The organism is Nocardioides sp. AE5, from assembly GCF_031844485.1.
Lineage (GTDB): Bacteria > Actinomycetota > Actinomycetes > Propionibacteriales > Nocardioidaceae > Nocardioides.
The window spans coordinates 47,187-71,387 of sequence record NZ_JAUZVI010000004.1 but is presented as its reverse complement, the minus strand read 5'-3'; the positions used below and the strand labels follow the sequence as shown (position 1 = coordinate 71,387).

General features: G+C 64.8%; 24 protein-coding genes and 1 pseudogene. 21 read left to right on the top strand and 4 right to left on the bottom strand.

The features are described from left to right. Positions 1 to 21: 21 nt before the first annotated feature. From Q9R27_RS07930 to Q9R27_RS07915, 4 genes are all read left to right on the top strand, one after another. Positions 22 to 1,080, top strand: coding sequence for an ABC transporter permease (locus Q9R27_RS07930; protein WP_311251818.1), 1,059 nt, complete (start codon positions 22 to 24; stop codon positions 1,078 to 1,080). A 9-nt stretch (positions 1,081 to 1,089) separates the two neighbouring features. Next, a complete protein-coding gene (locus Q9R27_RS07925) occupies positions 1,090 to 1,953 on the top strand; it encodes an SDR family NAD(P)-dependent oxidoreductase (protein ID WP_311251817.1) in 864 nt (287 codons plus the stop codon). A 126-nt stretch (positions 1,954 to 2,079) separates the two neighbouring features. Beyond that, a complete protein-coding gene (locus Q9R27_RS07920; protein WP_311251816.1) occupies positions 2,080 to 2,745 on the top strand; it encodes a response regulator transcription factor in 666 nt (221 codons plus the stop codon). Next, complete coding sequence (locus Q9R27_RS07915; RefSeq protein WP_311251815.1) at positions 2,745 to 4,214, top strand: HAMP domain-containing sensor histidine kinase; 1,470 nt, start codon at positions 2,745 to 2,747, stop codon at positions 4,212 to 4,214. Before Q9R27_RS07920 ends, Q9R27_RS07915 begins: the two co-directional genes overlap by 1 nt. Before the next feature lie 2 nt (positions 4,215 to 4,216). Here the strand turns inward: Q9R27_RS07915 and Q9R27_RS07910 are convergent, their stop codons facing one another. Further along, positions 4,217 to 5,155, bottom strand: coding sequence for a Ku protein (locus Q9R27_RS07910; protein ID WP_311251814.1), 939 nt, complete (start codon positions 5,153 to 5,155; stop codon positions 4,217 to 4,219). A gap of 45 nt (positions 5,156 to 5,200) precedes the next feature. Then, positions 5,201 to 5,524, bottom strand: coding sequence for a multidrug efflux SMR transporter (locus tag Q9R27_RS07905; RefSeq protein WP_311251813.1), 324 nt, complete (start codon positions 5,522 to 5,524; stop codon positions 5,201 to 5,203). Between the two features lie 37 nt (positions 5,525 to 5,561). On the opposite strand from Q9R27_RS07905, the gene ligD (Q9R27_RS07900) reads away from it, so the two are divergent. Next, positions 5,562 to 6,491, top strand: a complete 930-nt coding sequence (ligD, locus tag Q9R27_RS07900) for a non-homologous end-joining DNA ligase (protein ID WP_311251812.1) — start codon at positions 5,562 to 5,564, stop codon at positions 6,489 to 6,491. Beyond that, a complete protein-coding gene (gene ligD / locus Q9R27_RS07895) occupies positions 6,488 to 7,384 on the top strand; it encodes a non-homologous end-joining DNA ligase (protein ID WP_311251811.1) in 897 nt (298 codons plus the stop codon). Before ligD (Q9R27_RS07900) ends, ligD (Q9R27_RS07895) begins: the two co-directional genes overlap by 4 nt. A 7-nt stretch (positions 7,385 to 7,391) precedes the next feature. Here the strand turns inward: ligD (Q9R27_RS07895) and Q9R27_RS07890 are convergent, their stop codons facing one another. Then, complete coding sequence (locus Q9R27_RS07890; protein WP_311251810.1) at positions 7,392 to 8,036, bottom strand: TetR family transcriptional regulator; 645 nt, start codon at positions 8,034 to 8,036, stop codon at positions 7,392 to 7,394. A gap of 168 nt (positions 8,037 to 8,204) precedes the next feature. Between Q9R27_RS07890 and Q9R27_RS07885 the strand changes: the two genes are divergently transcribed. Genes Q9R27_RS07885 through Q9R27_RS07855 form a run of 7 tightly spaced genes read left to right on the top strand, consistent with a single transcriptional unit; the run spans position 8,205 to position 13,679 of the window. After that, positions 8,205 to 9,281: a ferredoxin reductase gene (locus tag Q9R27_RS07885; RefSeq protein ID WP_311251809.1), complete on the top strand. Its 1,077-nt coding sequence runs from the start codon at positions 8,205 to 8,207 to the stop codon at positions 9,279 to 9,281. A 13-nt stretch (positions 9,282 to 9,294) separates the two neighbouring features. Further along, positions 9,295 to 10,422, top strand: coding sequence for an acyl-CoA desaturase (locus Q9R27_RS07880; RefSeq protein ID WP_311251808.1), 1,128 nt, complete (start codon positions 9,295 to 9,297; stop codon positions 10,420 to 10,422). Between the two features lie 28 nt (positions 10,423 to 10,450). After that, on the top strand, positions 10,451 to 10,822 hold the full coding sequence (locus Q9R27_RS07875) for a cyclic nucleotide-binding domain-containing protein (RefSeq protein WP_311251807.1): 372 nt from the start codon (positions 10,451 to 10,453) through the stop codon (positions 10,820 to 10,822). 25 nt (positions 10,823 to 10,847) lie between these two features. Next, positions 10,848 to 11,096 carry a hypothetical protein gene (locus Q9R27_RS07870; protein ID WP_311251806.1) on the top strand — a complete coding sequence of 83 codons (249 nt, stop codon included), beginning with the start codon at positions 10,848 to 10,850 and terminating at the stop codon, positions 11,094 to 11,096. 8 nt (positions 11,097 to 11,104) lie between these two features. Then, positions 11,105 to 12,073, top strand: a complete 969-nt coding sequence (locus tag Q9R27_RS07865) for a glycosyltransferase family 2 protein (protein WP_311251805.1) — start codon at positions 11,105 to 11,107, stop codon at positions 12,071 to 12,073. After that, complete coding sequence (locus tag Q9R27_RS07860) at positions 12,073 to 12,795, top strand: class I SAM-dependent methyltransferase (protein WP_311251804.1); 723 nt, start codon at positions 12,073 to 12,075, stop codon at positions 12,793 to 12,795. Before Q9R27_RS07865 ends, Q9R27_RS07860 begins: the two co-directional genes overlap by 1 nt. Next, a complete protein-coding gene (locus Q9R27_RS07855) occupies positions 12,792 to 13,679 on the top strand; it encodes a lysylphosphatidylglycerol synthase domain-containing protein (RefSeq protein WP_311251803.1) in 888 nt (295 codons plus the stop codon). Before Q9R27_RS07860 ends, Q9R27_RS07855 begins: the two co-directional genes overlap by 4 nt. Before the next feature lie 472 nt (positions 13,680 to 14,151). On the opposite strand, the pseudogene Q9R27_RS07850 reads toward Q9R27_RS07855, so the two are convergent. Beyond that, positions 14,152 to 15,458, bottom strand: a pseudogene (locus tag Q9R27_RS07850) (ISL3 family transposase). 750 nt (positions 15,459 to 16,208) lie between these two features. Here Q9R27_RS07850 and Q9R27_RS07845 point away from each other — a divergent pair. The 8 genes from Q9R27_RS07845 to Q9R27_RS07810 all read left to right on the top strand — a co-directional run bounded on the left by Q9R27_RS07845 (position 16,209) and on the right by Q9R27_RS07810 (position 24,181). Then, positions 16,209 to 16,937: an ABC transporter ATP-binding protein gene (locus Q9R27_RS07845; protein WP_311251802.1), complete on the top strand. Its 729-nt coding sequence runs from the start codon at positions 16,209 to 16,211 to the stop codon at positions 16,935 to 16,937. A gap of 44 nt (positions 16,938 to 16,981) precedes the next feature. Next, on the top strand, positions 16,982 to 17,959 hold the full coding sequence (locus Q9R27_RS07840) for an MBL fold metallo-hydrolase (RefSeq protein WP_311251801.1): 978 nt from the start codon (positions 16,982 to 16,984) through the stop codon (positions 17,957 to 17,959). Positions 17,960 to 18,032: 73 nt separating this feature from the next. After that, positions 18,033 to 19,016, top strand: a complete 984-nt coding sequence (locus Q9R27_RS07835) for an ABC transporter substrate-binding protein (RefSeq protein ID WP_311251800.1) — start codon at positions 18,033 to 18,035, stop codon at positions 19,014 to 19,016. A gap of 86 nt (positions 19,017 to 19,102) precedes the next feature. Further along, the gene (locus Q9R27_RS07830; RefSeq protein WP_311251799.1) at positions 19,103 to 20,746 is read left to right on the top strand and encodes a thiamine pyrophosphate-binding protein; all 1,644 of its coding nucleotides are present in this window, start codon (positions 19,103 to 19,105) and stop codon (positions 20,744 to 20,746) included. Beyond that, complete coding sequence (locus tag Q9R27_RS07825) at positions 20,730 to 22,229, top strand: aldehyde dehydrogenase family protein (protein WP_311252016.1); 1,500 nt, start codon at positions 20,730 to 20,732, stop codon at positions 22,227 to 22,229. Before Q9R27_RS07830 ends, Q9R27_RS07825 begins: the two co-directional genes overlap by 17 nt. Positions 22,230 to 22,259: 30 nt before the next feature. After that, positions 22,260 to 22,577, top strand: coding sequence for an NIPSNAP family protein (locus Q9R27_RS07820; protein ID WP_311251798.1), 318 nt, complete (start codon positions 22,260 to 22,262; stop codon positions 22,575 to 22,577). 183 nt (positions 22,578 to 22,760) lie between these two features. After that, positions 22,761 to 23,399 carry an ABC transporter permease subunit gene (locus Q9R27_RS07815; protein WP_311251797.1) on the top strand — a complete coding sequence of 213 codons (639 nt, stop codon included), beginning with the start codon at positions 22,761 to 22,763 and terminating at the stop codon, positions 23,397 to 23,399. Between the two features lie 194 nt (positions 23,400 to 23,593). After that, positions 23,594 to 24,181 carry an ABC transporter permease subunit gene (locus Q9R27_RS07810; protein WP_311251796.1) on the top strand — a complete coding sequence of 196 codons (588 nt, stop codon included), beginning with the start codon at positions 23,594 to 23,596 and terminating at the stop codon, positions 24,179 to 24,181. Positions 24,182 to 24,201 lie beyond the last annotated feature (20 nt).

Genomic DNA, 24,201 nt, shown 5'->3' with positions numbered 1-24,201 from the left:
ATCGCGCAGGGAGAGCACGGCATGAGGGCGTTCCAGGCGGTGGCGCTCGCCATCCTGAAGGGCTTCATGCGGGACAAGGCCTCGGTCTTCTTCTCGATCCTGTTCCCGCTCATGTTCCTGGTCCTCTTCGGCGGGATCCTCACCAACACCGACGCCTCCGAGATCGAGACCCGGGTGATCGGTGAGGTGGCCCTGATCGACTCGATGCCCGAGGACGCCCGGGGTGCCTTCGACCAGGCCTTCGACGTGACCGAGGTGGAGGACCGCCAGGCAGCGATCGAGGCGGTCCGCAAGGGCGACATCGACCTGGCGCTGGAGCAGCAGGGCGACACGGTGATCGCGCACTACACCCAGACCGACCAGGTGAAGGCCGCCATGGTCAACGGGATGCTGCGCGCCTTCGTGGACAACGCGAACCTGGCCGCGTCGGGGCAGCCGCCGGCGTTCCAGCTCGAGGCGCAACAGGTCGAGGACGATTCGATGCAGATGATCGACTTCGTCACCCCTGGCCTGCTCGGGTGGGCGATCGCGATGAGCGCGGCCTTCGGGGCGGCGGCGACGCTGAACGGGTGGCGCCAGAGCCGGCTGCTGCGCCGGATCCAGCTCTCCCCGGTGCCGAATGCCACCGTGGTCAGCGCCCGGGTCGCCACCACGATGCTCATCGCGCTGGTGCAGACGGCGATCTTCCTGGGGCTGGGCACGCTGGCCTTCGGGTTGTCGCTGACCGGGTCGTGGTGGATGGCGATCCCGCTGGTGCTCTGCGGCACGCTGGCCTTCATGGCGATCGGGCTGCTCTCCGGGGCGGTGGCCAAGACGACGGAGGGGGCAGTCAACATGGCCAACTTCATCGTGTTGCCGATGGCCTTCCTCAGCGGCTCGTTCTTCCCGCTCGACGGCACGCCGAAGTGGTTGCAGGCGATCTCGCAGGCGCTGCCGTTGCGCCACCTCAACGACGCGATGCTCGACGTGATGGTGCGGGGCGAGGGTCCGGCCACGGCAGTGGTGCCGATGCTGATCCTGCTCGCGTTCGCGGCGGTGCTGACCGCGATCGCCGCGAAGCTCTTCCGCTGGGATGCCTAGGCTGTCCGGGTGACCTCCCTGCTGCTCACCCCGATCGCCCTGGTCCGCCGCCACCTGCTGGGACCCCTGCGCTCCGACCGCAGCCCGCTCGAGGGACGACGGGTGGTGATCACCGGGGCATCGTCGGGGATCGGCGAGGCCAGCGCGTACGCCGTGGCCCGCCGCGGCGCCCGGGTCGAGCTGGTTGCCCGGCGGGACGAGGAACTCCAGCGCGTCGTGGCAGCGATCCGGGCCGACGGCGGACAGGCGAGCGCGCACGCCGTCGACCTGACCGATGCCGGCGCAGTGGAGGGGCTCGTCGAGGAACTGCTCGCCGAGGGGCCGGTGGACTACCTGGTCAACAACGCCGGCCGCTCGATCCGCCGGTCCCTGGAACTCTCTGCCGACCGGATGCACGACTTCGAGCGGACCATGGCGATCAACTACTTCGCACCGGTCCGGCTCACCATGGGCCTGCTCCCGGCGATGCGCGAGCAGCGGTTCGGCCACGTGGTCAACGTGGTCACCTGGGGTGTGCAGATGAAGGCACCGAAGTTCGCGGCGTACATCGCCTCCAAGGCTGCCCTGGATACCTTCGCCCGGATCGCGGGCCGTGAGGCGTGGGAGGACAACGTCACCTTCACCAACATCCGCTTCGGGCTGGTCCGGACGCCGATGGTGGCGCCGACCGAGGCCTATGCGAAGGCGCCGGCGGAGACCCCGGAGCAGGCGGCGGCCAAGGTGGTCCGTGCGCTGGAGGACAGGCCGCTGACGATCAACACCGTTGCCGGATCGCTCGGCGAGGTGTTCAACCTGGTCGCGCCGCGGCTCAGTGACCGGCTGTTCGCGGCCTTCGACAAGCGCTTCCCGGACTCGGCCGCCGCGCGGCGCTGACCCGGACTCACAGGTCGTTCACAGCAAGCGCACAGGCCATCGCCGGGAGGATGGGTCAGACTGCTCGGGTGAGCAGCCGACCAGAGCACCCTGACCCGCCCCGACGGCTCCCCGTTGCGGGTGCTGGTGGTCGACGACGAACCCAACCTTGCCGAACTGGTGGCGATGGCGGTCCGCTATGAGGGGTGGACGGCCGAGGTCGCCCATACCGGCAACCGGGCGATCAGCCAGGCCCGGTCCTTCGCCCCGGACGTCATCGTCCTCGACGTGATGCTTCCTGACCTCGACGGGCTCGAGGTGTTGCGCCGGCTGCGCCGCTCCGGTGACGACGTACCGGTGCTCTTCCTCACCGCCCGTGACGCGGTCGAGGACCGGATCGCGGGCCTCACTGCCGGCGGTGACGACTACGTCACCAAGCCGTTCAGCCTGGAGGAGGTGATCGCCCGGCTCCGGGCGCTGGTCCGCCGGGCCGGCGCCGCGGCGGCGCGGACCGACTCGCTGGTGGTGGTCGGTGACCTGGAACTGGACGAGGACAGCCACGAGGTACGCCGGGGTGGCGAGGAGATCGCGCTGACGGCGACCGAGTTCGAACTGCTCCGCTACCTGATGCGCAACCCCCGGCGGGTGCTCTCCAAGGCACAGATCCTGGACCGGGTGTGGAACTACGACTTCGGGGGCCAGGCCAACGTGGTTGAGCTCTACATCTCCTACCTGCGCAAGAAGATCGACCACGGCCGTGACCCGATGATCCACACCATGCGCGGTGCCGGCTACGTCCTGAAGCCGGCCTGATGCCCACCACGCGCGGGTCCCGGTTCCGTTGGCGCAGCCTGACCTGGCGGCTGGTCGCGATCACCGTCGCGCTGGTCGCGGTGACCGGCATCCTGATCGCCGCCGCGACCTCGGTGGTGATGCGCTCCACGCTGACCGCCGAGCTCGCCCGCGAGGTGCAGGCCACCCTGATGCGGGCCCAGGGGCCGGGGCCGCACACCGACGACCGGGCGCCACGACCGCCGGAGGGCATGGACGGCGTGCTCGGCCAGGGCGTCGGCACGGTGATGGCCCGGGGGAGCGGGTCGGCGCAGGCCCTGGCCGAGGGGACGGTGCTCTCCGAGAGCGACGACGGCTGGGCCGCGGCCACCCCGCTGACCCGGGCGCAGCTGGACGTCCTGGCCCGAGCGGGCGATCAGCCGATCACGCTCGACCTGCCCGGGCTGGGCAGTTATCGGGTGCTTGCGGCGACCACCGCAGACGGTGAGCGCGTCGCGGTCGGCGTACCGACGGAGGAGATGGACCGAACCCTGGCCGGGCTGGTGCGCCTGGAGGTCCTGGCCACGCTGCTCGGTGTCGCGCTCAGCGGTGTTGCCGGCGCCTGGGTGGTACGCCGCCAGATGGCGCCGCTGCGCGAGGTCGCCGACACGGCACACCGGGTCAGCAGCCTGTCGCTGGCCGAGGGGGAGATCGGCGACCTGCCGCGGGTGCCTGCCCACCTCACCCGCGCCGACACCGAGGTCGGCCAGGTTGGCGACTCGCTGAACAGGCTGCTCGACCACGTCGAGTCCTCCCTGGACGCGCGGCATCGCAGTGAAGTGCAGGTGCGCCAGTTCGTTGCCGACGCCTCGCACGAACTGCGCACCCCGCTGGCCACGATCAAGGGATATGCGGAGCTGGCGCGGCGGCGTCCCGAGGATGCCGCCTCGATGCTGCATGCGCTGGGCAAGGTGGAGTCCGAGGCGGCCCGGATGGGCACCCTTGTCGATGACCTGCTGCTGCTGGCCCGCCTGGATGCCGGTCGGCCGTTGGCCTCCGACCCGGTGGACCTGACCCGGATGCTCCTGGAGGCGGTGGCCGATGCACGCGTGCTCGGCCCTGGGCACCACTGGCAACTGGACCTGCCCGACGAGGTGGTCGAGGTGCGCGGTGACGAGCGCCGCCTGCATCAGGTGGTGACCAACCTGCTCGGCAACGCGCGCCGCCACACGGCCCCCGGTACGACGGTCCGGACCGCGGTGCGCGAGCGCGGCCAGGAGGTGGTGGTCACTGTCGCCGACGACGGCGCCGGGTTCGACGCCGACCTGGTCGGGCGCGCCTTCGAGCGGTTCGCCCGCGGCGACACCGCCCGCACCCGCGACGCGCACCCCGGGGGAGCGGGACTGGGACTCTCCCTGGTCCAGGGGATCGTGGCCGCGCACGGCGGCACCGTGGACCTGGCCAGCCGACCGGGAGAGACCGTCTTCACCGTCTCCCTGCCTAAGGGTTGAGGTCAGCTGGCCTTCTTGGTCGCCTTCTTCGCTGCTGACTTCTTTGCCGCGGTCTTCTTGGCGGTCGTCTTCTTTGCAGGGGCCTTCTTGGCAGCATTCTTCTTCGCCGGTGACTTTCGGTCCTGCTTCGGCTCCGCCTTGGGCGCCGGGTCCTCCCCGCGGGCCTCCTTGGCGGCGGCGACCGACTTCTGCAGGGCAGCGAGCAGGTCGACCACCTCGCCCGAGGACTTGGTCGTGGTCGGGGTCAGCTTCACCTCGCCGCCCTCGACCTTGGACTTCACCAGGGCCTCGACCGCGCCGGCGTAGTCGTCCTCGAACTCGGTCGGGTCGAAGTCGCCGGCCAGGGTCTCCACCAGCATGTGGGCCATCGTGACCTCGGAGTCCTTGACCTCGCCGGCCTCGACGGAGAAGTCGGGGGTGCGGATCTCGTCGGGCCACATCATCGTCTGCAGCACGATCACGTCGCCGGCCTCGGTGGACCTGACCCGGAGCACCGCCACCGTGGTCCGCTGGCGCAGCGCGACCGTGACCACGGCCATCCGATCGGCGTCCTGCAGGGCCTGGCGGAGCAGGGCGTAGGGCTTCGCCCCGGACTTCTCCGGCTCGAGGTAGTAGGACTTCTCGAAGAGCATCGGGTCGATCTGGTCACTGGGCACGAACTTCTCCACGGCGATCTCGCGCGAGGAGGCCGAGGGCAGTTCGGCCATGTCGTCGTCGGTGAGGATGACCATCTCGCCGTCCTCGGTCTCATATCCCTTGGCGATGTCGGCGTAGGCGACCTCCTCGCCGTCCAGGGAACAGATCCGCTGGTACTTGATCCGGCCCCCGTCCTTGGCGTGGACCTGCCGGAACGACACGTCGTGGCTCTCCGTGGCGGCATAGAGTTTCACCGGGACGCTCACCAGGCCGAAGGAGACGGCACCCTTCCAGATCGCACGCATGCGACCAGTATTGCCGTCCCCGGCCAAGGACGCACGCGTCCGGGGTCAGCCGTGGCTGGCGCCCAGTTCGAGGCAGGCGATGCCAGCGATGACCAGGACCAGCCCGAAGAGCTGCACCGGGGTCATCTGCTCGCCGAAGACCACGATGCCGAGCAGTGCGATCAGTGAGATGCCCAGCCCCGACCAGACGGCGTACGCCTGGCCCAGTTGCATGCCTCGGACCAGGGCCTGGGAGAGGGCGTAGAAGGCGAACGCATAGCCGACCACCACCACGACCGATGGCAGCAACCGGGTGAATCCTTCGGAGGCGCGCAGGGACAAGGTGGCGGCGACCTCGCAGGCGATGGCGACCACCAACCAGATCCACATGCGGGAATCTCACCACAGATTCCGACAAGATGTGTCCATGCGACCGATGCTGGCCACCCGCGGCGACCACGTCCCCGACGGTGCTGGCTGGACGCACGAGGTCAAGTGGGACGGGATGCGGATCCTGGCCGATGCCGGTCCGGGCCGGTTGCGGTTGACCAGCCGCAACGAGAACGATGTCACGGCCAGCTTTCCCGAGTTGCAGTCCCTGGCCGGGCGTGACCTGCTGCTGGACGGGGAGGTGGTCGCCCTGGACGAGGGGGCGCCGAGCTTCTCCGCACTGGGCCGGCGGATGCACGTGCGCGACGCCCGCAAGGCCGCGCGACTGGTGGAGGTGCAGCCGGTGACGTTCCTGGTCTTCGACCTGCTCCGCCTCGACGGGCGCGACCTGGCCGAGGCTCCGCTGGAGGCCAGACGTGCCGCGCTGGCGGACCTGGGCCTGGCGGACGTGCGCGTCCAGGTCCCTCCGGCGTACGACGACGGGGCGATGCTGTTGCGCGCCACCGGGGAGCAGGGACTGGAGGGGATCGTCAGCAAGCGGCTCTCCTCGCGCTATGCGTTTGGCACCCGCAGCCCGCACTGGCGCAAGTTCGTCCATCGACGGCGTACGTCGTGGGTGGTGGGAGGCTGGCGCCCCGAAGTCGATGCAGAACACCGGCTGGGAGCGCTGCTGATCGGTGAGCCGACCCCGGACGGCCTGGTCTTCCGGGGCCGGGTCGGCAGTGGCGTCGCCGGCAAGGCGACCCCGGTGCTGGCCGGATTGCTGGGGCCGCTGGCGCGGGCGGAGAGCCCGTTCGACGCCGTACCCCCGGTGGACGCGGCGGGTGCCCGGTGGGTGGAGCCGTTGCTGGTGATCGACGTGGAGTCACTCGGCCTCAGCCCACAGGGGCGCCTGCGCCAGCCGTCGTACCGCGGCCTCCGCACCGACCTGGACCCCGACGACCTGGTCGGAAGGGACCAGCGATGAGCGAGATCTGGACCGAGGTGGAGGGCCGCCGGCTCAAGCTGTCCAACCTGGACAAGGTGCTCTATCCGCAGACCGGCACGACGAAGGGGGAGGTGCTCGACTACTACGTGCGGATCGCGCCGGTGCTGCTGGAGCACCTGGCCGACCGGGCGGTGACCCGGATCCGCTGGCCGCACGGCGTCGCAGACGCGTCGTTCTTCGAGAAGAACGTGCCGGCCGGTGCCCCGTCGTGGCTGCGCACCGTGCGGGTGCCGACCACCGGCTCGCGCGGCGCGTCGCGCCACGGCGACGAACTGGTCTTCCCGGTCATCGACGGCCTCGCGGCGTTGACCTACCTGGTCAACCTGGCCAGCCTGGAGGTGCACGTGCACCAGTGGCAGGTGGACGCGTCCGGGCGGCCCCGCAACCCGGACCGGTTGGTGATCGACCTGGACCCGGGGGAGCCTGCCGGCCTGCCGGAGTGTGCCCAGGTGGCGCTGATGGTGCGCGACAAGCTTGCCGAACGGGACCTGGCCGCGCTCCCGGTGACCAGCGGCAGCAAGGGCCTCCACCTCTATGCGCCGCTGGACGCCTCGCTGGACAGCACCGAGGTGACCGCGATCGCCCGGGAGGTAGGCGAGGAACTCCAGGCCGCGCACCCCCGGCTGGTCACCGCGGTGATGACCAAGGCGAGGCGCGCCGGGAAGGTCTTCCTGGACTGGTCGCAGAACGCCGGATCGAAGACCACGGTCTCGCCGTACTCACTGCGCGGCAGGTCCCGTCCGTACGTCGCCACGCCACGGACCTGGGCCGAGGTCGAGGCCGGCGCCGACGACCCGTTGGCGCTGGAGCAGTGCCGCTTCGAGGAGGTGCTGGAGCGGGTCGAGGAGCAGGGGGACCTCTTCGTGTCCTGAGCCGGGCTCAGCTGGACAGCGGTTGCCAGCCGGCCGCGCCGACCACGATCATCCGGCCCTGGTTGCGCAGTGTCTCGATGACCTCGCGTCGGCGACCGGGTTGTTCGGCGCGAGGGCCGACGAGTTCACCGGAGGCGGAGACCATCAGGTCGACGAAGAGCGAGGCGAGCACGTGCAGGTCGGCGGCGCCCCAGTGGGCGATCTCCGGCATCCGGGCCAGGTCGGTGACCAGTTCACGCTCGAAGAGGCCCAGTTCGTGGCGGATCGCGTCGCGAATCACGGCCGAGCCGCCGTAGCGCTCGCGGGCGATGAAGCGGTAGTGCGCGGTGTGGGCGTCGAGTTGTTCTGCCAGGACCTCCACGGAGCGGTCGATGAGCAGGTCCGGCACCAGGTCGCTGCGGCGCACCTCGCGGATCAGTTCGCGCAGCGTGCCGAACGATTCCTCGACCAGGGCCAGTCCGAGTTCCTCCAGGGTGGCGAAGTGGCGGTAGAAGCCGGTCGGGACGATCCCCACGGCCTTGGCCAGCTGGCGCAGGGAGAGCGAGTCGAAGCTGGTCTCGGCGAGTTGGTCCAGTGCGGCGTCGAGGATCGCGCGACGGGTGCGCTCCTTGCGCTCGGCACGGCTCTCCCCGGCGACTCCCTCGATGCTCACCCCTGCAGTCTAGGGGAGTTTCGACGACAATTCAGTGAACAGGTGGTTTCCATGACAGTGCACGAGTGTTGCCGGGGTGGGCACCGTCACAGGCGGAGACGTTGACGCGATACGGGGAAACGGCGTTACAGTTTCGGTGTACGGATGTTCACTGAAAGGAACCCAGTCATGAGCATCGTCCAGACCCTTCTCGGCTCCCGGGCGCTCGAGGCCCTGACCTCGCCCCACGGAGTCGACCGCTACCTGGAACTGGTCAACCCGATGTGGGCGGCCAGGGAGGTCCGCGCCCGGATCATCGAGATCGACCGCGAGGTCGACGTGCCCGGCCACCCGCCGGTGACCACGCTGACCCTGCAGCCCACCAGCACCTGGGCGGGCCACCGGGCCGGCCAGCACGTCCAGCTCGGCGTCGAGATCAACGGGGCGCGGCGCACCACCCGCGTCTTCTCGGTCTCCTCCCACGAGGCCGGCCCGGGGGAGCCGTTCACGATCACCCTGCGCGCCAACCCCGACGGCGTGGTCTCCCGCTTCCTGGCCACCGAGGCCACCCGCGGGCAGATGGTCCACCTCTCCCAGGCCGAAGGTGACTTCGTCCTCCCCGAGCACGTGCCCGAGCACATCATCTTCATCTCCGGCGGCTCCGGGATCACCCCGGTGATGTCGATGCTGCGCACGCTGCAGCGCCGCACCCACCGTGGCCGGATCACCTTCCTGCACTACGCACAGTCTCCGGAGCACCAGATCTTCGCCGACGAGCTGGCCGAGGTGGCCCGTTCCGGCTACGGCGTCGACGTACACCTGCTCCACCCCGAGCTCGGTGACCCCGCCCTCAGCCCCGCCTGGCTGGAGCGGCTGGTGCCCGGCTATCGCGACATCCCCACCTGGGCGTGCGGCCCCGCCGGCCTGATCAACGCCGTCAAGGGCGCGTACGGCGACTCCGAGGCGCTCCAGGTGGAGTTCTTCCAGCCGCCGGCCCGCAGCACCGGTGACGCCGAGGGCGAGATCAGCTTCTCCCGCTCCGGCGCGGTCGGGGAGAACACCGGCGCCACGCTCCTGGAGCAGGCCGAGGCGCTCGGCCTCAAGCCGGAGTTCGGCTGCCGGATGGGAATCTGCTTCTCCTGCACCGCGACCAAGAAGGAGGGCACGGTCACCAATGTGCTGACCGGCGAGACCTCCTCCCTGCCCGACGAAGACATCCGCATCTGCGTGTCAGCCGCCGAGGGCGACTGCACCATCGACCTCTGAGAGGACCTGCACCATGAGCGACAAGATCACCCTCACCCCTGAGCAGCTGAAGGCGTTCGGCGAGGAGATGGACGCCATCCGCCAGCGCATCATCGCCGACCTCGGCGAGGACGACGCCAACTACATCCGCAAGGTCGTCAAGGCCCAGCGCGGCTTCGAGGTCGCCGGCCGGGCGCTCTTCTACCTGCCGCCGGCCTGGCCGCTGGCCGTGGCCAGCCTGAGCATCTCCAAGATCCTCGACAACATGGAGATCGGCCACAACGTGATGCACGGGCAGTACGACTGGATGGGCGACCCCGGCCTCAACTCGCGGATGTACGAGTGGGACAACGTCTGCCCCTCGGACCAGTGGAAGTACTCCCATAACTACATCCACCACACGTTCACCAACGTGCTCGGCAAGGACCGCGACATCGGCTACGGCATCCTGCGGATGGACGAGGACCAGGAGTGGCACCCCTACTACCTGGGCAACCCGATCTACGCGTTCCTGCTGATGGTGGCCTTCGAGTGGGGCGTTGCGCTGCACGACCTCGAGGTGGAGAACATCGTCAACGGCACCCGCAAGATGGAGGAGAACAAGGCGCTCCATGCCGGGATCATGCGCAAGGTGAAGCGGCAGGCGCTCAAGGACTACCTGCTCTTCCCGGCGCTGACCGGCCCGCTGTTCCCGCTCACCTTCGCCGGCAACGCGACCGCTAACCTGGTCCGCAACATCTGGGCCTTCAACATCATCTTCTGCGGCCACTTCCCGGCCGGGGTGGCCACCTTCACCCAGGACGAGATCGCTGACGAGGACGGCCAGGAGTCCCGCGGCATGTGGTACTACCGCCAGCTGCTGGGCTCGGCCAACCTGACCGGCGGCCCGCTCTTCCACCTGATGAGCGGCAACCTGTCCCACCAGATCGAGCACCACCTCTTCCCGGACATCCCGGCCCGGCGCTACCCGGAGATCGCGGTCGAGGTCCGCGAGATCTGCGAGCGCTACGGCCTGCCCTACAACACCGGTCCGCTGCACAAGCAGCTCGGCAGCGTCTTCGCCAAGATCTGCCGGATGGCGCTGCCCCCGAAGAAGGAGAAGCCGACCCGTCCCCAGGCCGCCAAGGCCCCGGCTGGTGAGTACGCCGCCTCCGCGGCGTGACACGCCCCGAACGAAGGAACCGAGCCAGATGAGCCACATCGCTGATCGACTCACCCGCGCCGAGCTCGAGCAGGTCCACGCCCAGGGGACACGGGTCACCGTGCCCCAGGGCTGGTCCCTGATCTGGGAGCGGACCCCTGCCGACAAGGCCTACCTGATCGTCTCCGGCGAGGTCTCCATCCAGCGCAACCACGTCGAGGTGGCCCGCCTGGGCCCCGGCGACGTGGTCGGCGAGATGGCGATCGTCAACAACAGGTTGCGGACCGCCACGGTCGTGGCGGCCACCCCGCTGGAGGTCGTCCACTTCACCTCCGAGGCGGTGACCGAGCTGTGCGCCCGGATCCCGGCGCTGCGCGACGTACTGGCGGAGACCTCCGGGGACAGGCTCGCCGACGCGTGAGGATGCGTGACAGACTGGGACCATCATGAGCCAGGACAGCAGGGAGCCCGTTGCCCGCGACCAGGTCGCCGGTCGGGACCAGATCAGCCACGCCGAGATCCGCAAGGACGCCCTCCAGGACTCGGTCGAGGCCGGGGTGAACGCGGTCGGCCAGGTCGGCGGCATCATCACCGGTGCCGTCCGCGACGTGGCCCGCACCCTGGGTGGCCTGGCCACCGAGCTCTTCGAGATCCGTGACGCGGCCCGCCGGGCGCAGGACGAGAACCGGGACTGATCCGCAACATGTCGCTGTGGGTGGTGGTCCCAGCCCTGGACGAGGCAGAGAACCTGGCCGTCCTGGTGCCCAGGATCCTCGAGCAAGTGATCGCGCTGGAGCCCGAGGGCCGCGTCCTGGTCGTCGATGACGGCTCCACCGACGACACCGCTGGCGTGATGGCCGCGTTGATGGCGGTGCACCCGCAGGTGCGCCTGGAGACGATGCGCCGCAACGTCGGCAAGGCGGCAGCCCTCAAGCACGGCTTCGCCCGGGCCCTGGACGAGGGCGCAGAGACCATCGTGATGATGGACGCGGACGGCCAGGACGACCCCACCGAACTGCCCCGGCTGCTGGAGCGGCTGCAGGCAGGGGCGGACCTGGTCACCGGTGCCCGGCTGCAGCGCAACGACCGCTTCATCAAGCGGAACACCTCCAAGGTCTACAACAAGGTCACCGCGACCATGTCGGGCACGCCCGGCAAGGACTTCAACTCCGGATTCAAGATGATGACCGCCGAGGTCGCCGCCGACATCTCGCCGATGCTCTATGGGGAGATGCACCGCTACCTGACCGTGATCGCCCACGGGATGGGGCATGCGACGGCCGAGGTCCCGGTCCAGCACCACGCCCGGATGGCCGGTCGCAGCAAGTACGGCATCGCCCGCTTCTGGCGCGGGTTCGCCGACCTGGTCACCGTGCGCTTCCTGCTCTCCTACGAGAACCGTCCCTCGCACCTCTTCGGCGGCGTCGGGATCGTCACGTTCCTGCTCGGCCTGGCGATGCTGGTCTACCTGACCATCGACAAGCTGGCCCTGGGCAACGACATCGGCAACCGGCCGCTGCTCCTTGCCGGGGTCCTCTTCGTCCTGGTGGGGCTCCAGTTGACCCTCTTCGGCCTGCTCGCCGAACTCGTCGTCCACGCCCGCAACACCAACGGCGACCGGCAATCGACCCGGTCCGGGCACCAGCACGCACCGAGCGCGAACGGCGCCTGATGAAGCGGGTGTACGTCGCGGGGTTGCGCGCACTCCGCTCGGTGCTGGCCACCCTCGGCCTGCTCGGCCTGCTCGACCGGTGGGCGGCCCGCTCGCGCACCGGAATGTGGGTGCGCTCCTGGTTCTCCATCTATGACCTGGCCGACCTGTTGCCCCACGACACCCCGTGGTGGACCTTTGCCTCCGCCGACCAGGTCGAGTGGTTCCTCGCCACCCGCCCCGGTGCCAGGGTCTTCGAGTGGGGTTCGGGCGCGTCCACGGTCTGGCTCGGCAAGCGTGCCGGCCAGGTCCACTCGGTCGAGCACGATGCGGCCTGGGCCGCGACCATGCGCGAGGTGCTGCCCGACAACGCCACCCTGACCGTGGTCGAGCCCGTCCGCCGCCCCGGCGGACTGCGTGCCGGCGACCAGGCCTCGGCGAAGCCGGGCTTCGAGGGGCTGGACTTCACCGACTACGTCGCCGCGATCGACGACGTCCCAGGTGACTTCGACCTGGTCGTGATCGACGGGCGGGCCCGCGAGGCGTGCCTGGCCAGGGCCGTGGAGCGGCTGGCCCCCGGCGGCCTGATCGTCTTCGACAACGTGGACCGCGAGCGCTACCGCGACGCGATCGCCGCGTTGGGGGACCGGGTGGCGACCACCTGGACCCGCGGCCGGACCCCGTCGCTGCCCTACCCCACGCGCACCGCACTGCTCTCCGTGCCCGAGCCGGCCGAGCGATGACCAGGGCCACCTGGCTGAACCTGGGGCGCGTCGCCTTCGTGGCCGTGACCGGCTTCTTCGCCTGGTGGAGCCTGCGGGGAAGGTGGGGAGAGGTCGGCGACGCGCTGGCCGCGACCTCGGTCGGCGGCGTACTGGCGGGGTTGGCGCTCGTCCTGGCCGGCTTGGTGGCGACAGGTTTCGTCTGGCTGCGCCTGCTCGCCGCGCACGGGCACCGGGTGCCGGTGCGCGGCGGCCTCTCGGTCTTCTTCACCGGCCAGTTGGGCAAGTACGTGCCCGGCTCGGTCTGGTCGATCGGTGTCCAGGCGAAGCTGGCCCGCCGGTACGACGTACCGCTGCGGGCGACGGTCGGCACCGGGTTGGTCTTCCTCGGCTTCCATGTCGCCACCGCGATCGTGCTCGGTGGCGCGATCGCTGTGGGCGGGGGAGTCGACACCCGGTTGGCCACCTGGCTGCTGGTGGCCGGGATCGCGGTCGCGCTGGTCGGGATGGCGCCGCCGGTGGTGAACCGGATCGCGGCTCCGATCACGCCCGGCGTGCGCCTCACCTGGGCCGATCTGGGCGTGGTGCTCGTGCTGATGGCGCTGGCCTGGGCGGCGTACTCGCTGGCGCTGCTGGCACTGGCTCCGGACCCGTCGCCGGCCGACCTGGCCGCGATGACGGCCGCCTTCGCGCTGGCGTACGCCGCGGGGGTGGTGATCGTGCTGGCTCCGGCCGGGTTGGGTGCTCGCGAGGCCACCTTCGTTCTCCTGCTCGCCCCGACGACCGGCCTGGTGGCCGCGAGCAGCCTGGCCGTGCTGGCCCGGCTGCTGCACAGCGTTGCCGACTTCGCGCTGGCCGTTGTGGCGTGGGACACCGCGCGACAGGAGGCTCGGGGCTCCGCCTGACACCGTGGCAGGATTGGGCGTATATCCGTGCTTTCGATTGAGCCGCCGACATTGCGTGGGCACACACCGGCCAAACGGAGGGAAACCATGCAGTAGGTTGGCTGCGTTCTCGTCTATGTCCGGCCGCCCGACCGAGAGCCCTGGCGTCGGTTCCATCGGCACGAAGAGAACGGCCAGTTGCGAGGCTTGAGCACACTTCTCACAGGGTGGGTTACCGCCAGCCAGGCACCGGATAGAGTGCCTATAAGGGCCATTCTCCGGATTGGTCAAGGCAACCCGATTCGAAAGCCGTTCCAACACGCACGACGACCTTCCGCATGACGTTTCCGCTTGATGGAGTCGACTGACCAGATGTGCAACGTGAACAAAAGGTGTCGGATCTGCGGCATCTCTCGAATGTCTGCGCGAAGGGGGAAGAAAGGCTGAACCCTACGGTGCGACCCGCGGCGAGGAGAAGGCTGGCCAGCCCAAGTCAGTGGTCCTTGCCGACCTCGACGGCGACCACCTGTGCGCCGGTGCTGCTGATCCAGTCAAAAAGTTCGGCTCTCCTGACATACCTGTGGGTCAGTTTCGGCCGGGGGAGGGCTGGGCGGTAGCCGCCGAGGTTGAGCATGGCGAGGGCGATGAGGGCGTCGGCGGAGTGGAATCTGTAGGCGATGCGGGTGATGAGACGGATCTTGGTGTTGGTCGACTCGATGAGCCCGTTGGACAGGCCGTGCTCGATCGCTGCGAGGATCCGGGCTCGGTGCTTGACGATGCTCTTCTGCAGTTTCACGAACGCGGGGATCCGGCAGCGTCGTGCCCAACTGATCCACCGGTCGAGTGCTGTGATGGCGGCCTTGTAGGGCATCCGAAACACCATCCGGAGCCCTTCCTTGAGCAGGTAGGCCCGATACAGCCTCGGGTTGGTCGCTGCGATCCAGGCGAGCATGACCTGCTGGTTCTCGGTGAGGTCTTCGGGTTCTTCCACAACGAGTACCGGGCACCCTTCAGCGACTTGGCCCGCTCGCTGCCGGGCCGTGGTGGCGCGTCAGCCGGTGGCCGTCCACGGCCACGCTTGGGTTCGTTCCTGGCTTTGCGGCGGGCGTCATTCCACGCCTCGCGACGGACCTCGTCGAGGGCGTCGGTGGCCCACTTCACGATGTGGAACGGGTCAGCGGCCCGGACCGCGCCGGGACACATCTCGGCGACGATCGAATCGATGAAGTCAGCTCCATCCGCACTGACGTGGGTGAGTTGGGCGCAGCGTTCGGCGCCGAGGAGGTCGAAGAACTCCCTGACGGTCGCACTGTTGCGGCCCGGTGCGGCCCAGACCAGCCGTCGGGTGTCGTGGTCGACCACGACCATCAGGTACTTGTGGCCCTTCTTGTAGGAGATCTCGTCGATCCCGATCCGCCGCAGCCCGGCCAGACGGTCGTGTTGAGCGTCGATGTCGGCCCAGACGCGGGTGATGATCGCCCCGACGGTGCGCCACGCGATCCGCATCAGCTCTGTCGCGGTGGTCTTCGATGCCCGCGTCGCGAGCCAGGCGACCTGGTCGTCGAAGGCCAGGGTGTGCCCGGCGTCGTGTCGAGCCCACGGCACATGCGCGACTACGACCCCGTGGTCACGGCACTTCACCCGAGGTGTGTCGGCCTCGAGCATCGCGATCGTCGTACCGAGGTCGAGCGACCGCCAGCGACGCCGTCCCGGCCCAGCGTCATAGCCGGGGCACCGACGCCGACAGATCCCGCACCGGCCCCGCTGCCTGCTGGTGGGCCGGACGTGAGCGACCAACACCCGCGCTTCCTCGTCGTACTCGACTCTCTCGATCACCGTCTTCTCGACCCCGAGCAGACCCCGCCATAGGCTGACATCACGCACGCCGCTCTCCTTGTGCACCTGGTTCCTGTTCCTTGACAGCTCAGAAACCTAGACAGGAGGCGGCGTGCGGCCCGTTCAGGCGCGCTCAGACACCCACAGATGTGTCAGGAGAGCCAAAAGTTCGGCCAGTTGACGGGCGCTGCACCGGCTTCGTACTTGGCGACGCATCGTATGTGTTGGTCGCCTGCTGCCACGACGTGGATGCGGCTGTGGAGATCGAACTCGATCACGTAGGGAGCCATGGTGAACCTTCCGGCCTAGGGTCGAGATCGGGTGGCTTTGGTCACTCCTGTCGATCACACCGATAGTCGGTCACGCAGCCACCCACGAGGTGCCGAGAAGACTGGCCCTAACGGGGTTCAGACCCATGCAGCGGATCGAAGGAATGACTCCGGGTCACCCATGGCACCTCGACGAGCCTCACAGCGGGTCCACAAGGCGCTAGGGAAGTGGGCTTCGGCCTCGAGGTGCGCGACCGAAGTGATTGCCCATCGCCCTTGACAACCTGCCAAGCACCAGTGACTATATTCATCAATAGATGAACGTTGACGTCCGATAAATGGATCAACTGCGTCAAGGTTCTCCGTATGACCCAGTTCTCGGTGGGCTGGCCTGGTTCCTGACGGCGAAACACGAGGCGAGGTATTTATGCTGAGGGTCGACAACTTGAGCAAGGCGTATGCCGAGAGTCAAGCGCCTGTGTTTCAAGGACTATCGCTCACGCTGAAGAATCAGGAGTTCCTCTGCATCGTTGGACCATCCGGATGTGGCAAAACGACGTTGCTCAGGTGTATCTCTGGGCTGATACCGGCGACAAGTGGATCTATCGCACTCAATGAGAAAGTGCTGAATGGCCCCATCCCCAGCTTGGCGATCGTGTTTCAAGAATACGGACGGTCCTTACTGCCTTGGTTCAACGTCTGGGACAATGTCGCACTTCCCCTCCGCGCCAAAGGGCTCAGCAGAGGTGAGGTCGAATTTCGCGTTCGATCCAGTTTGGAAGAGGTTCAACTGGCAGGCGCAGCTGAAAAGTTCCCTCGTCAGTTGTCTGGTGGGATGCAGCAAAGAGTTTCGATCGCGCGTGCCTTGGCTTTTCAGCCAAGTATTCTTCTCATGGACGAACCATTCGCTTCCGTCGACGCACAAACACGAGAGGATCTCGAGGATTTGATCCTCAGGGTGCGAGCGCACCACAGTATGACAATTCTCTTCATAACACATGACATTGACGAGGCGATTTATCTCGGCGACCGCGTGATGGTGTTAAGTCAGAATCCGACTACCATTCGTGCTGAATACGAAGTGCAACTTCCGGATCAACGCGATCAGATTGCGACCAAGTCGATGCAACGATTCTCAGAACTCAGATCACGAATTCGTGCGGATCTCGCATAAACGAACGAGATCCTCGTCTGTCAGCCGCAAAGATATGGAGTACGATGAGTCACTTTGAGGTCGCCCTCGGCCCAACTGTTCAGTTTGAGCCAGGTCTCTACGCAATTGACGCCCCCTTTGAGGATGCGCCACTGACCGCCTACGTGATCACAGGCCGGAGATTGACGGTCATTGATGCAGGCGTTGTAGATACACCGAAGGCACACATAGCTCCCGCGCTCGCCAAACTCGGTCGCTCGTTGTCGGACATTGAGCTTGCCGTGGTGACGCATGCGCACCACGATCACATCGGAGGGCTCACAGAACTGCGTTCCGCGAACCCTCGCCTAGAGATCGCAGCGGCGCAAGCGGAGGCTCGATGGATCGAAAACACTTCCGTATTCCTTGAAGAAAACTATTGTGGATACCGGCCACTCTACAACCCAGATGAAGCGTTCTTGGAACGTGCGCGACGACTCAAGGGGGGGGACCAGAGTGTAGATCGGCATCTTCTTGACGGAGATGTAATCGATATCGGAGACGGGCATACTCTAAGGATTTATTCAGTGCCGTCGCACAGTGCGGGACACATTGCAGTCCTTCATGTCGAAGCCGACGTTCTCTTCACAGGCGACTCGCTCATCGCGCGTGGCCACCCATTCTCTCGGCGACAGGACTCCTTTCCTCTGTACGCTGACGTGGCGCGATATTCTGCACTTCTTGATCTCTACGAGGAGTTGAATCCAAAATGGACCGCAACTGCGCACCACGGATTATGTAACAGAGATCAGTTGCGTTTCCTCATCCGTGAATCTCGAAACTTGATTGGGGAGATTGATGACTTTCTTCTTTCTCTGGCCCGAGAAAAGAAGGACGGCCTGTCACTCGAGTTCGTTGTCGGTGCCATGGCGAAACACTGGCCTCGATATGCGCGTCGCGTCAGTTCCTACACCACTGCCCACGCGCATATGACGGAACTGGTCCGTCGTGGACACTTGAGAGTGACCGAGTCCAACCCATGGGAATGGAGGCAAGTCAACTGAGTCGTGGTTCTGTTTTTGCCTACCCCTGGAGTTTCGTTAGAATTAGTGATTGGAATCTTCAAGAATGCGTAAAATGAATTGGAAACTGGCTCTCGCGCTGGCCTTCGCGTTGTCACTGATGACCACGGCGTGTGGGGGGAGTGGTTCCCAGAAACTCGAAGAAGTCGACGGGGTGACCAAGATCAGGGTCGGGACAACCGGACTGACTGTTCACGCACCCTTGTATATCGCAGAGCAAAAGGGTTGGTTTGAGGAGGCCGGTCTCGATGTGACACTTGAGGTGCTCTCCGGGGGAGCTGCCATTATTCCCGCTATGCTAAATGGGGAGTTGCATTTTGGTGCAAGTAATATTCCATCCGCTCTACTTGCCGCCCAGAATGGAATCGACTTGCGTGCGGTGGCGGCCAACAATGTCAGTGCTGATTCAGTCGATGACGTTGAGTTTCTCACATCGGCTGTTGTCGCTCCTCAAGACGGCCCCATCGACACCCCGGCAGATCTACAAGGTGCAACGATCGCCGTAAACGGGTTGCACAGCGTCGGTGACTTGACAATAAGCCTTGCAATGAGGGAGCTGGGACTCGACCCGAATGACGTCAAGTTTATTGAACTGGGTCTTCCGGAGATGATCGGCGCGCTTGAGGCCGGTCGAGTGGATGCTGCGTGGGTGGTCGAACCCTTCCTTGGAGCTGCAAAAGCTGCGGGGATGAGTCCGGTGCTCTACAACTGGGTGGAAGCCAGGCCGGGCCTGCCAATCGGCGCCTACTATGCAACAGCAGATTTTGCGACTGAGAACGCTGCCGTTGTCGACAAGTTCCGTGAAGTTGTCGACCGCGCGACGGTCTACGCGGCTGAGCATCCTGAAGAGGTCCGGTCGATAGTGGGCATGTACACGAAGGTGCCTGAAGCCGCTGCCAATGCGATGGCGCTTCCAGTGTTGGTCACATCCATTTCGCGGAGTGGCGTGGTGGCGATTGCAGACGAAATGCTTGAACGAGGAAGTTTGAACTCTGCTCCGGATTATGACTCGATCTTTGCTTTGATATATGACGAATAGGTCAGGCCTGTCACGGACCATCGAGATTGATACCGCTGGTCTTCTGAGAATCCCTGGATGTGCAGCATTGAGCGATTGGAGTTGGTATGCAGGGCACTGGCGGCGAGATTCTGGGTGCACAGTTGGTTCGCGAGGGGGTCACGGACGTTTTCGGTGTTCCCGGACTCCAACTGGATCATGCATTGGATGGTTTGGCCAAGCAAGATCGTGGATTGCGGTTCCTTACAACGCGACACGAGCAAGGCGCTGCGTATATGGCAGACGGTTACGCGAGGACGTCAGGTCGCGCGGGCACATTCATGGTCGTTCCTGGCCCGGGTGCCCTCAACGTGGGGGCTGCCTTGGCGACGGCCTATGCATGCTCGTCTCCTGTGGTGGGCATAGTTGGACAGTTGCCTCGTCACGCGTTGGGTCGCGGCCTTGGCTTGCTCCATGAGATCCCGGATCAAACAGGATTCCTAAGGGGCCTTACCAAGTGGCACGCCTTGGCTCGGACCGTCGAAGAGATTCCGACCCTGGTGAACGAGGCCTATTCGGTAGCACTGTCGGGGCGCCCGAGGCCGGTGGCCATCGAGGTTCCGATGGATGTGTTGGCAGCGTCTGGCGAGGCTGATCTTTGTGAGCCCAAGCGCACCAAAGCCGGATTGCGCCCCGCGCCAGAAGAAGTGGTGGGGGTCGCAGCACGAATTCGGGCCTCGCGAAAGCCCTTGATCTACGTCGGACGGGGTGTCCAAGCGAGTGAGGCAACCGGTGATCTTCAGCGAGTTGCCGAAACACTCAACGCACCTGTTGTGATGAGCAGGAATGGCCGAGGAAGTCTATCGGATCGACACCGCTTGGCATTCCCCGCGTTTGCAGCAGACGCGCTCTTGGAGGAGGCAGATCTTGTTCTTTGCGTTGGTACAAGATTTCTAACCGCTTCTGGCGCTCCGAGAGCGGCTGCGCCAGGCCACTCAGTGATCCTGGTCAATATCGACTCCGCAGACCTTGGGCCGCCGCGAAAGGCAGATATGACAGTGTGCGCCGACGCGAAGGAGTTCTTGAAGGCGTTGGCAGGCGAGCTGAGTGGCGCGGGGACTAGGTACTGGGAGTCCTCAACTCTTGACTCAGTGCGTGACTGGTGTCGGCGCCAGATCGAAGCAGTAACGCCGCAAGCCGAATGGGTGAAGGCCCTGAGAGCTGGTATTCCCGACAACGGAGTGCTAATCAACGACCTCACCCAAGTCGGCTATCTAGCGGCGGCCGGGTATCCGGTGTATGAGCCTGACACCTTCGTGACGGCGGGATACCAGGGCACGCTGGGGTACGCGTTCCCAACTGGCTTGGGTGCGCGGCTTAGCCGTCCGGAAAGGATGCACGTCGCGGTTCTTGGCGACGGCGGGTTCGGATGGGCGCTGCAAGAACTTGCGACGGCTAAACGGTATGGTATCGGACTTACGACAGTTGTTTTCAACGATGACTGCTTCGGGAATGTAAAACGTATTCAGGAAACAGAGTTCGGCAACATAATCGGTGCAGACCTAACGAATCCGGATTTTGTTGCCTTGGGTGAAGCGTTTGGAATCTCCTCTTTGAGAATAGGAGATCCCGGATCCCTAGCCGGTGCGTTGAATGAGCTAAGCGGGGAAACCGCCCCAACGCTGATAGAAGTTCCGGTTGGCGCTATGCCGAGTCCATGGCACCTTCTTGTCGACCAGCTTCGCCCGACAAGGGGTGTTGAAGGATGTTGATGAGATCATACTGGCGCGACTCAGACCGCGTTGGCTGTCGCTTCGTCGAGGTGGATTTGTGAGGCCTGTTCACGAGTACCGTCAACTCTATATAGGTGGACGATGGCGTGATGCTGACGGGGGTGAGTCCATCCTGGTGCGGAGTCCGATTGACGAATCGGTGATCGGCAGCGTCCCTTCCGCGACCACCCAAGACGTTGACGACGCCGCGATCGCGGCTCAGGCGAGCCAAGAATCATGGTCGAGGTCCCGTGCTCTTGAGCGGGCAGAGTACCTTCGCCTCGTCGCCCGTTCCATACGCGCGGATGAGGAGTTGTTGGCAGATCAACTAGTTTCTGAAATTGGGGTTCCCTCGCGTGCGGTAAACCCAATGCAAGTGGCGATGGCTGCCTCTGCGTTTGAGGACTCAGCCGAGTTCATCGCTCATGAATCAGCCAATTACACCGTAGGAAATTCGCAAGTCGAGGAGCGCCCAATCGGGCCTGTGGCGTGCATCGTTCCGTGGAATGCGCCGCTCTATCAGGCGTCATTGAAGGTTGCCGCCGCGCTCGCCGCCGGTTGCACAGTTGTTCTCAAACCAAGCGAACTCTCCAGTTTCACTGCGTTTGCGTTGGCTAGGTACATCGATGAAGCCGGTTTTCCCCCTGGGACGTTCAATCTCGTAACTGGGCGCGGCACCCCAGTCGGAGAGGCGCTGGTCCGACATCCATCCATGCGGATGGTGTCATTCACTGGTTCCAAGGCGACGGGTGAGACGATCGCGAGACTGGCTTCTGTGGGTGTGAAGAAGTGTGCTCTTGAACTCGGGGGGAAGGGCGCTGCCCTACTTGCCGACGGATGTGATCTGGCCCGAGCCGTGCAGGACACGTTCTGGAGATGCATGGCATTCTCCGGTCAAACCTGCGCTGCGACGACGCGGATGATTATCCCGAGAGCGAGTGCCGGGGATGTTCAACGGATGCTGAAGCGTCTCCTAGAGGAGGCCATTGTCGGTGACCCGCGGCACCCGGGAACGCATCTTGGCCCGTTGATTTCGTCTGAACAAAAGGCAAGCGTCGAGGAGTTCTTGGGCCTTGCCGCTTGTCAAGGGGCGCGGCCGTTGACGTACGCGGCACGGAGCGCTTTGCCGGCCCATGGCTACTTCGTGCTTCCAACTGTCTTTTGGGATGTTGAGCCAACGATGCGAATCGCGCAGGAGGAGATCTTCGGACCCGTGCTCAGCGTGATGATCGCTGATACACAGGAACAAGCTATTGAAATCGCAAACTCGACGCCATACGGGCTCTCGAATTCAGTCTGGGCAGCTACATCTGAGAAGGCAATGTCGATTGGCCGCCAAGTCATCTCGGGAAGCGTGTACATCAATGGTGGCGATTTTAATCCGCGAGCACCATTCGGCGGGTTTGGACTTTCTGGTTATGGACGGGAGCGGGGAGGCGCTGGGGTTCGAGAGTTTCGGCAGTCCGTCGCGTACCATTTGTAGCCTGAGGTTAAGCGGTCTAAAGGAGGATGTATGAAAGAGTCCGATCAGGTATTGTTTGAGCTCCGATTTTATGAGATTTCGGCGGGGCAAGGTGATCGCATGATCAAACGATTCAAGACGGTGTCAGCGCCGCTCTTCGAGAGATATGGAGGTGAGGTTGTCGGTGCGTGGACATCTGCCGAATCAGACAGGATTTTCGCCTTCATGCTCCGATTTGATGACTCGTCTTCTCGCGACGAAATATGGGAAAAGTACCACAATGACCCTTTGTTCATTGAAGCCCGTGCAGAACAAAAGCAAATCATTGAGAGCGGCACTTCAACGCTGTTGAGAGCCGTTGAACTTTAAGGATCAACACCGACTCTCCCGCCATTTATGATTGGTCAGGTCATGCAAACCCTTAACTTCAAACTCCTGTGGTCTGCGACAGGTCTTTACTTGACCGTTTTCGTAGCTTGGGAAATGGGCCCCCGGGTTGGGGTAGTGAACAGTTCATATATTCCACCACTCTCGTCTGTTGTCGGGGCTTGCGTGAAGCTTTCCGGCTCTGGAATGTTTTGGAGAGATGTTCTGGACACGCTTGGTATCTGGTTTGTGGCACTCTCAATCGGGACGCTCCTTGGTGTCATTGTCGGTCTGGCGATGGGAGCCAGCCAATGGGTAAGTGCCGGCCTAGGCGGCCTCGTGGAATTCTTGCGGCCCATCCCTACAGTCGCGCTAATTCCCGTCGTGGTGGTTCTGTATGGAACGGGATTCACCAGCGCGTACATCCTTTCCGCGCTCGGCGCGGTCTGGCCGGTATTGATCCATAGCGTCTATGGAGCTCACGCGGTTGATCCGGTTACGAGGGACATGGCCAAGGTGTTCGGGCTATCTCGATCGCGGCAGTTTGCAGTGATTACGCTGCCGTCAGCTGCGCCGTTCATTGCCATGGGAATTAGGCTATCGATGGCTATCGCTCTAATTTTGACCATTACGGCGGGAATCGTGATCGGCTCTCCCGGACTGGGGAACAGTATCACTCACTCGGCGAATGCGGGGGCGTTCCCGGAGATGTATGGCTTGATAATATCGACGGGCGTGATCGGAGTGCTATTGAACCTTGCCTCTCTGTGGCTATTTGACCGATGGCTACCGTGGTCCGACGAGTTTGGGGGGGCGACGAAATGATTACGCAACCTTCACGGCGCATGCACGTTATTATAGGTGGTGTGGCGGTAGTCGCAGCCTTGGCAGCGTGGGAGTTGATGGCGCAAACTAGACCAAGTCCATTTTTCCCAGACCTGTCGGCCGTTGGAACAAGTTTCCGCGGAAATTGGCTGTCTGCTGGCTGGGAGAACCATATCGTTCCCAGCCTGGCTCGGATGTTTTCGGGATACTTCATCGCACTCGCTATCGGCATCGTAGCTGGAGTGGCACTTGGGTCATTCAGTCTCCTCCGGCGCCCGTCCGCGCCGCTCATTGAGTTCCTCCGGTCAATCCCGCCAACCGCGCTGATCCCGATCACCGTAGTCGCGTTGGGAATCGGCGCAAGTGCAAAGATCGCGTTGATCGCATTCACCTGCGTCTGGCCGGTTCTGTTGAATACCATTGGCGCGATCAGAGGGATAGATCCCGTTCTTCTTGATTCCATGAGGATATTCGGTATCCGCGGACGGGCCAAGGTGATTTGGGTCTTGTTGCCCGGAGCAATGCCGAGGATCTTCGCTGGGGCTCGAACGAGCTTGAGCCTCAGCCTAATTATGGTCGTGGTCAGCGAACTGGTGGCGAGCACGGAGGGGATCGGATATTTTATCATCCAAGCTCAGCGCACGTTTTCCTTCGCTGACATGTGGTCCGGCGTGGTCCTTATCGGCATGCTGGGGTATGTTCTAAACGCTGCATTTATGGCATTGGAGCGGTTGATCCTTACACGACGAGGATTTGACCTCTCAGGACCGGGACACTTCTAGCCCGGATCGTTCACGAGTTC

Bases quoted from the DNA above. Each gene is read 5' to 3' on its own strand.
- Q9R27_RS07865 (WP_311251805.1), top strand. From the start codon at position 11,105: ATGTCGCTGTGGGTGGTGGTCCCAGCCCTGGACGAGGCAGAGAACCTG.
- Q9R27_RS07870 (WP_311251806.1), top strand. From the start codon at position 10,848: ATGAGCCAGGACAGCAGGGAGCCCGTTGCCCGCGACCAGGTCGCCGGT.
- Q9R27_RS07910 (WP_311251814.1), bottom strand. From the start codon at position 5,155: ATGCGTGCGATCTGGAAGGGTGCCGTCTCCTTCGGCCTGGTGAGCGTC.
- Q9R27_RS07885 (WP_311251809.1), top strand. From the start codon at position 8,205: ATGAGCATCGTCCAGACCCTTCTCGGCTCCCGGGCGCTCGAGGCCCTG.
- Q9R27_RS07915 (WP_311251815.1), top strand. From the start codon at position 2,745: ATGCCCACCACGCGCGGGTCCCGGTTCCGTTGGCGCAGCCTGACCTGG.
- Q9R27_RS07855 (WP_311251803.1), top strand. From the start codon at position 12,792: ATGACCAGGGCCACCTGGCTGAACCTGGGGCGCGTCGCCTTCGTGGCC.
- Q9R27_RS07810 (WP_311251796.1), top strand. From the start codon at position 23,594: ATGTTTTCGGGATACTTCATCGCACTCGCTATCGGCATCGTAGCTGGA.
- Q9R27_RS07840 (WP_311251801.1), top strand. From the start codon at position 16,982: ATGAGTCACTTTGAGGTCGCCCTCGGCCCAACTGTTCAGTTTGAGCCA.
- Q9R27_RS07875 (WP_311251807.1), top strand. From the start codon at position 10,451: ATGAGCCACATCGCTGATCGACTCACCCGCGCCGAGCTCGAGCAGGTC.
- Q9R27_RS07830 (WP_311251799.1), top strand. From the start codon at position 19,103: ATGCAGGGCACTGGCGGCGAGATTCTGGGTGCACAGTTGGTTCGCGAG.
- Q9R27_RS07820 (WP_311251798.1), top strand. From the start codon at position 22,260: ATGAAAGAGTCCGATCAGGTATTGTTTGAGCTCCGATTTTATGAGATT.
- ligD (WP_311251811.1), top strand. From the start codon at position 6,488: ATGAGCGAGATCTGGACCGAGGTGGAGGGCCGCCGGCTCAAGCTGTCC.
- ligD (WP_311251812.1), top strand. From the start codon at position 5,562: ATGCGACCGATGCTGGCCACCCGCGGCGACCACGTCCCCGACGGTGCT.
- Q9R27_RS07860 (WP_311251804.1), top strand. From the start codon at position 12,073: ATGAAGCGGGTGTACGTCGCGGGGTTGCGCGCACTCCGCTCGGTGCTG.
- Q9R27_RS07835 (WP_311251800.1), top strand. From the start codon at position 18,033: ATGAATTGGAAACTGGCTCTCGCGCTGGCCTTCGCGTTGTCACTGATG.
- Q9R27_RS07930 (WP_311251818.1), top strand. From the start codon at position 22: ATGAGGGCGTTCCAGGCGGTGGCGCTCGCCATCCTGAAGGGCTTCATG.
- Q9R27_RS07905 (WP_311251813.1), bottom strand. From the start codon at position 5,524: ATGTGGATCTGGTTGGTGGTCGCCATCGCCTGCGAGGTCGCCGCCACC.
- Q9R27_RS07880 (WP_311251808.1), top strand. From the start codon at position 9,295: ATGAGCGACAAGATCACCCTCACCCCTGAGCAGCTGAAGGCGTTCGGC.